Origin of the sequence: Magnetospirillum sulfuroxidans (assembly GCF_018224925.1) — a bacterium.
Classification (GTDB): Bacteria; Pseudomonadota; Alphaproteobacteria; order Rhodospirillales; family Magnetospirillaceae; genus Magnetospirillum; species Magnetospirillum sulfuroxidans.
Genome location: NZ_JAGTUF010000001.1, coordinates 810,885 through 816,984 on the forward strand (window position 1 = coordinate 810,885; position 6,100 = coordinate 816,984).

Genomic DNA, 6,100 nt, shown 5'->3' on the forward strand with positions numbered 1-6,100 from the left:
GATTGCGGCACCCGCTCGACAAGCGCATGATATCGACTTCCTAAGGATATTGACCAATGGCCAAGGTTTCCAAGCGCAGTTGGAAGACGCCGAGCGGTGATAAGCGCACCGCGTTCGTGCTGACATACCAAGATGGCAACGGTCAGCGCCATCGCAAGCAGTTCGCCAAGAAAACCGACGCCGATGCCGAGCGCGTGCGCGTCGAGGGCCAACTGTCCAGCGGTATCCACGTCCCGGACAAGAACAGTCTGGACGTGACCGGTGCCGCCTTGGCCTTCCTGGCCGACTTCCAGGCGCTGGTGCTGGCGGGAAAGCGCGAGCGCTCCACCCTTGACGCTTACGAGCGTCAGGTGGAACTTCATCTGAAGAAGTACGAGATCAGCAAGATCAAGCTGTCTCGCCTGTCCGGCCCGGATTGCACGCGCTACGGTCGCGCGCTGGAAGCCGACCTGTCCGACGCCATGGCCACCCGCGTCTATGCCATGTTTCGCCAGATCATCAAATTCGCGCAAGGCGCCGGCTGGATTGCCGCCAATCCCTCGGACGCGGTGACGATCCGCACCAAAGGTGAAGCGCGCACTGAAGAGGATGAGGTCTACATTCCGCCCAAAGAGCAGCTCCGGCGCCTGTATGAGACGGCGCGCACCTTCGACGACGACGGCTTGGCCGAAGCCATGGTGTCGGTGCTGATGTTCGCCGGCCTGCGTGCATCCGAACTGCGCGGGCTATCCCGGCGCAATCTGTTCCTGGCGGACAGCAAGCTGAAAGTCACCCAGCGCGCAGACGAATACAACATCATCGGCCCGGTGAAGACGAAGAACGCGCTCCGAACCGTGCCCATCCCACCGTCCACCACCCAGGCCTTGAAGCACTGGCTGAAGTCCGCCCCCACCTCGACGCTGGGGCTAGTCTTCCCCACTAAGGGCGGATCACGCGGTGGTGGTGGAGGCGTGTGGAACTACCACAACATCTACAATCGCCTATGGGTGCCGCTGTTGACGGCAGCCGAACTGGTGGAATGGGCGGACGACGGCAACAGCGGCAAGAAGGCCCGCCCCTTCTTCGCCCTTCACACCCTGCGCCACGTCGCCGTTTCACTGTGGATCGAACAAGGCGCCACGCCCAAGCAAGTGACGAAGTGGGCTGGCCACGCTTCATACCAGTTCACCCAAGACACCTATGGCCACCTGTGGTCCGATGCCGACAGCGACCAAGCCATTGCTCGCGCCGCCCAGGCGTCGATCATCGGTTAAGACGCATGGCGCACCAATGGCGCACGCTCATACTAACATGATGATTTTACTTACTTTACAAAAGTATCATAATCCTGGGGTCGGGGGTTCAAGTCCCTCTCCCGCTACCAAACTGCGAGAAACAAAAACCCTGACAGGTCAACGACTTGTCAGGGTTTTTTGTTGCCTAGAATCAGCACCACAGGCCCATTTCCAAGGCGTTCTGCGGCTTTGGGTAACAGATTGGGTAACAAAATCCGCCCCCCGTTACCCACGGCCCAACGAAGAGGGCCGAAACTCCCCACCACGGCCCGCCCACCCGCCTGTTACCCACGGCCCAAAAACCTGTTACCCACGCCGTTACTCAGCGCCGCACCGTTACCTAAAATGTTACCTACGGCCCACCCCTGGCACCCATCCAATGGCTGCGGTGAAGCTCTCGACTCGCATAGCCAACAGCGCTACCGTCGATATGCCTACCGGTGCGGTTTTTCACCGAGGCATCGCGATGCCTCCCGAAAGGGAGATATCCGATGACTCAGTACGAAAAGCGGCTCGTGTCGAAGAAGGAGCTGAAGAGCGTCTGCGGCATCCCGTACACGCCCCAGCACATCGGGCGCCTCGAAGCGGCGGGGAAATTCCCCAAGCGGGTAAACCTCGGGCCGGGTCGGGTCGCATGGGTGCTTGCTGAGGTGGATGCGTGGGTGAGCGAGCGTATTGCCGAACGCGATACTCCTCTCTGACGAGACTTCCTTTTGACGGGGCGGGGTGGCCGGTGTGCACAACCGGCCACCCTTATAATATTAATGTGAAAGTTACTCACAAACATTGGGGATGCCATGCAAGCCGCAGAGAAAATAAAGATCATTGCCAATATCAACAGCAACGGCGGTCGAGCATCAACGGTTGCATCTCGTTTAGGAATATCTAATTTTGTTGTCTCATCTGCCATTGATGAAATCAATAATGACGGTATATACGATATTAAATCTGGAAAAGGCGGTGGCTTGGAGCTTTCTGGTGGAATTGGGGATGAAAAAGAATCGTATTCTCACATTGAAAAATGCGCTGAAGATTGGATGGTGAAAAATATTTATGGCCCTCATGGGGTTACAGGACGCATTCTCAGGGCAACGCACGATAAAAAACTGAGTGGAAAGTGGAGTACGCCGGATTTCTCTGGCCTTTGCGTTCACAACTTCCAGCACACAAAAACGAAGCGCGTAGAAATTGTAACATTTGAAATAAAATACGCGCCAAAGCAATTTAACGTATCGTGTGTGTATGAGGCGCTTGCGCACACACGGGCGGCAAATTACGGGATTTTGTTTTTTTACGACGACCCACTGAATGGTAAAATTGATGCTGATGCCTTCGATGAAATTAAAATGGAGTGCTTGAGGCTCGGGATTGGAATGGTGATATCACAATACCCATGCGACATAAATTGCTGGAATTATGTTGTCCCTGCACGCTCTTTTAACCCAGATCCAAGAAGGGTTGATGCCTTCATTGAAGATGCGTTTGGCGCTGCGGACAAGAGATGGCTAAACAATAATTTGTAAGTAAATGATCGATTTCGCCCGGATCACCGGGTCTACACTCCACGTTTTCCCACCTGTAAACCGTTTTGCGATAATGGCGGGGACGGTTTCGGCAAGGTATTTGCGGAAGCCCTGCTCCAGGGCTTCCCGCTCGCCCTCCGGCAGTCCGTCTATAAACTCCATGATGGCCGCTTTCTCACGGGCAGCGTCCACCTTGCGTCCTTCCGCTGTCTTTACATCATGATCCAGGCGTTCCCGTTCGGCCTGCCGCTCATTTTCGCGGGCCTGGGCTTGCTCCTGGGAAAATAGGGTGGGTTGGGGGCGCCAATCCTCCTCTATGGCCTTCCTGAGCCATCCGGCGGGGTTTTCGATCTTCTCCTTGGCCTTGAGCTTGTGGGCCAAGGTCGAGGTGGCCCATTCCACCAATTCCGGCTCGTGCGCCTGGACGATGGCGCGGGCGGCGTCCTCAGCCATGCCGTGAGCGGTCAGGCGAGTGATGAGGCGAGCAAGGTGGGGATCATCGCGCAGAGGATCAGGGATGCCGGCGCGTGGGTTCTTGGCGATACGGAAGCGCAGCGCCGCAACCTTGCGGCCTTCCTTGATCTCCTCGTAATCGAACGTGATATCGGTTTTGGCGTTGATCTCGCGCCGGGCCATATCAACCACGCGCACGCGCAGATCCTTGTAGAACCGATAGTCATCCGCTCCGATACCACAAAATCAGCGCAGATCGGCGATGCTGATAAGCCGCCAACCGATGCCCTGGTACTGCTTCAACAGCTCATAGATGCGGATGGCATAGGCACTTTTCATGCCGATAGCGTATTTCAGCGCCACGGTGGTGAAGTTCTTTTTGATGTCCAGCAGATAGGGCATGAGCGCCGGAGCAAGGCAGATTTCCACCACGCCCTCATTCCAAGAGTATTCCGCCGAGGCGATCCAGGTAGCTTGCGTGGTGACGTTGCGCTCAATGTCCTCAAGGTCGATCTCGCGTTTGCGCAAGCGCCCCGTCACCTCGACGATTTCGCGATAAATCCGCCCTCCCCCATCAGAAATGCCGATGAATTTGGCAAGGTCGGCGATCCGCACCCTGTAGCGTTTGAAATCCTTGTCCTCGGGGCCGATCTCAGAAAACAGCCAAAGCAGAATGCGTTGCTCTTGCAGGGTGAGGCGGTAACGGGCCTCGATCAAATGATTGTGGCGCTTCACCAATGCCTTTTCCTTCGGCTTGGTGACGACAACATCGGACATAACGGGGGATTTGAAATAGTGGCGCCATTCTATGGATAATGGGACACGAGTCAAATTCTTGTCCCATTATCGCGATTTTCTGCACGGCGGCACGGTTTCATGGGTGGTGGCGGATTTGTCCCAATTCGCGGGGAATCCGTCCCACTTTACGGGGAAAATGTCCCCTTTCGAGGGGGAAAACGTCCCCTTTCGACGGGGAAAACGTCCCATTTGCGTTCCCGGATTGGCTTGTAATAGCGCAAATCCCAGGACGTAAATATTATAAAAATTGGTAATATTAACAACAACGCGCGCGAAGCGTTCGCTGTTGTTGTTTTTTGAATTTGAATTCATTAGCCCCTTCGGGGCATTGGAAATAAGCCGAAATCCAGGGCTTTTGCCGCTTCGGCGATGTCTGGGCTACCGCAGAGGTCAAACGCTGCTGTATGGGCCAGAAAAGGGGCGAAAATTCGCCCCCTTATCCACCAAACAACCGCCGGAACAATCCCGGCTTGCCGTTTGGCGCCGGTAACAGGCGGGTGGTCAAGTCATCGTGGCGCTGGCGCAGGTCGGCAAGTTCGCGCTCGTAGCGTTCGGCGCGGTCGTGTTCCGCCTGTTCGCGGGTTTCGGCCTTGCGGACACGCTCGCGCAATTCCTCAATCAGCTCGTCGCGGATCGCGTCAGCCTTGGTGCTGGTATCAGGCTCGACACGGGGCGCGGGGGCGGCTTTGGGCGGTCAAAACACCCGGATCAGCTCGGCCATGAGGATGTGACGCTTGCCGCCTTCCATGCGAATCTGATCGCGTCCGATCTCGCCGTCTTTGATCTTGCGCTCGATAGTGCGCTTGCTGACGGTAAAAGCCTGGGTGGCTTCGGACAGTGTGACATAGGGCTGTGTCATGGTGTGCCAGTGACGGGATAAAATCATCGGATGGCACTGTGCCACCCGTGCCAGTTTATTGGCTATTGCCAAATGTCAAATATAATATAGCACGCCAACCAATTCCATTCACAATTCCGCGTTTCGCTTATCCACTCCAGCGCCTATAAATATTTTCAAACTTTCTGTGACCCCATCTGTAATTTGGCTCACCAAATATATTGCTACTTCCACTCCTCTCTGTGACCCACCTATCAGACTCTTCTGAAGAACCACATTTTTTACATTCAAACCATCTAGAAAAGCGCTTGCCGCTATAGTTTTTCCATCGCTTGAAACATAAATCTGGCATAAAAAATGGCTTATTATCTTTCTGTGAAACGCTACGCGAGCCGCAAACTGGACACTTCATGATTGCCCCCACATTTGCCTTATGACGCCATCATGGTGACAGTGTATGGCAAAGCAACTCCGGCGGCGATCAAACTTTGCCGATGACTTCTTTGGGCTGTTGCAGGCCATCTGATCCCCGTATTTCCTTGGCCGCAAGCTCCGCTGGAATTTACCATCGACGCGGTTCGGCACTGTGCCATCCGTGCCAGCTATACGAAAATCCCGGCTGGCGATCCATCAGCCAGCACCCACCCGCTTCCGAAGTCCGCTTTGACGCTATCCAGCACATTGAAGGCGAAGAGCGGGAGGAATTGCTCGCGGAAGCCCGGCACCGCAAGCATGCGCTCCATGATGCGCACGGCGAGGCTCGCCTCGGTCGATATGGAAAGCACCCGGTTGGCCTTGTCGTGCTCGAACCGCCGCGTCACGGCGCCGGAGCGGATCGCCTCCATGTGCACTTTGAGCTTTTCCACCACCCGCTTGGGGTCGGTGCGATTTTCAAGCTCGACGGCCGCCGCGATGCGCTTGTCCGCGTTCTCGAAGAAAACCAGCCCATCGGGGATGATGTAGGCATCGGCCCCAAAGTCGATACGGGTTTCCGGCCTCATGCGCGCCGGCCCGCTTCGGTTCGAGCCGGTCTTGTCGAAATAGTGCCAGAGGGCGAGGCACTGCCGACCTTCGTCGGCGGCAACCCAGCCATCAAAGGCAATGCACCAATCCACATAGGCAATGTGGACTTGCCCTGAAAGAGTGGAGAGCGTTTCTCTGTCTATGCAGCTTCGGCCTCGAAGCGGCACGGGCTTTTATATCCCAGGGCGGAA

General features: G+C 56.0%; 8 protein-coding genes. 3 read left to right on the top strand and 5 right to left on the bottom strand.

The window, feature by feature from the left end; translation table 11 throughout:
- The first annotated feature begins 56 nt into the window (after positions 1–56).
- The 3 genes from KEC16_RS03855 to KEC16_RS03865 all read left to right on the top strand — a co-directional run bounded on the left by KEC16_RS03855 (position 57) and on the right by KEC16_RS03865 (position 2,797).
- Positions 57–1,253 (top strand): tyrosine-type recombinase/integrase, encoded by a 1,197-nt coding sequence (locus KEC16_RS03855; protein WP_211546301.1) that lies wholly within the window; start codon positions 57–59, stop codon positions 1,251–1,253.
- Positions 1,254–1,765: 512 nt separating this feature from the next.
- Positions 1,766–1,975, top strand: a complete 210-nt coding sequence (locus KEC16_RS03860; protein WP_249208682.1) for a helix-turn-helix transcriptional regulator — start codon at positions 1,766–1,768, stop codon at positions 1,973–1,975.
- A gap of 96 nt (positions 1,976–2,071) precedes the next feature.
- Positions 2,072–2,797: a hypothetical protein gene (locus KEC16_RS03865; RefSeq protein ID WP_211546302.1), complete on the top strand. Its 726-nt coding sequence runs from the start codon at positions 2,072–2,074 to the stop codon at positions 2,795–2,797.
- Here KEC16_RS03865 and KEC16_RS20085 read toward each other — a convergent pair.
- The 5 genes from KEC16_RS20085 to KEC16_RS03890 form a co-directional block, all read right to left on the bottom strand.
- A complete protein-coding gene (locus KEC16_RS20085; RefSeq protein ID WP_346344023.1) occupies positions 2,780–3,487 on the bottom strand; it encodes a hypothetical protein in 708 nt (235 codons plus the stop codon). The two genes, KEC16_RS03865 and KEC16_RS20085, sit on opposite strands and share 18 nt — an antisense overlap.
- 9 nt (positions 3,488–3,496) lie before the next feature.
- A complete protein-coding gene (locus KEC16_RS20090; RefSeq protein WP_211546304.1) occupies positions 3,497–3,985 on the bottom strand; it encodes a replication initiation protein in 489 nt (162 codons plus the stop codon).
- A gap of 499 nt (positions 3,986–4,484) precedes the next feature.
- A complete protein-coding gene (locus KEC16_RS03880; protein ID WP_211546305.1) occupies positions 4,485–4,658 on the bottom strand; it encodes a hypothetical protein in 174 nt (57 codons plus the stop codon).
- 84 nt (positions 4,659–4,742) lie between these two features.
- The gene (locus KEC16_RS03885) at positions 4,743–4,934 is read right to left on the bottom strand and encodes a MerR family transcriptional regulator (RefSeq protein WP_211546306.1); all 192 of its coding nucleotides are present in this window, start codon (positions 4,932–4,934) and stop codon (positions 4,743–4,745) included.
- 554 nt (positions 4,935–5,488) lie between these two features.
- The gene (locus KEC16_RS03890; protein WP_211546307.1) at positions 5,489–6,001 is read right to left on the bottom strand and encodes a hypothetical protein; all 513 of its coding nucleotides are present in this window, start codon (positions 5,999–6,001) and stop codon (positions 5,489–5,491) included.
- Positions 6,002–6,100 lie beyond the last annotated feature (99 nt).

Excerpts from the sequence above, each read along its gene's own strand:
- KEC16_RS03855 (WP_211546301.1), top strand. The coding sequence starts at position 57 with ATGGCCAAGGTTTCCAAGCGCAGTTGGAAGACGCCGAGCGGTGATAAG.
- KEC16_RS03860 (WP_249208682.1), top strand. The coding sequence starts at position 1,766 with ATGACTCAGTACGAAAAGCGGCTCGTGTCGAAGAAGGAGCTGAAGAGC.
- KEC16_RS03865 (WP_211546302.1), top strand. The coding sequence starts at position 2,072 with ATGCAAGCCGCAGAGAAAATAAAGATCATTGCCAATATCAACAGCAAC.
- KEC16_RS03885 (WP_211546306.1), bottom strand. The coding sequence starts at position 4,934 with ATGATTTTATCCCGTCACTGGCACACCATGACACAGCCCTATGTCACA.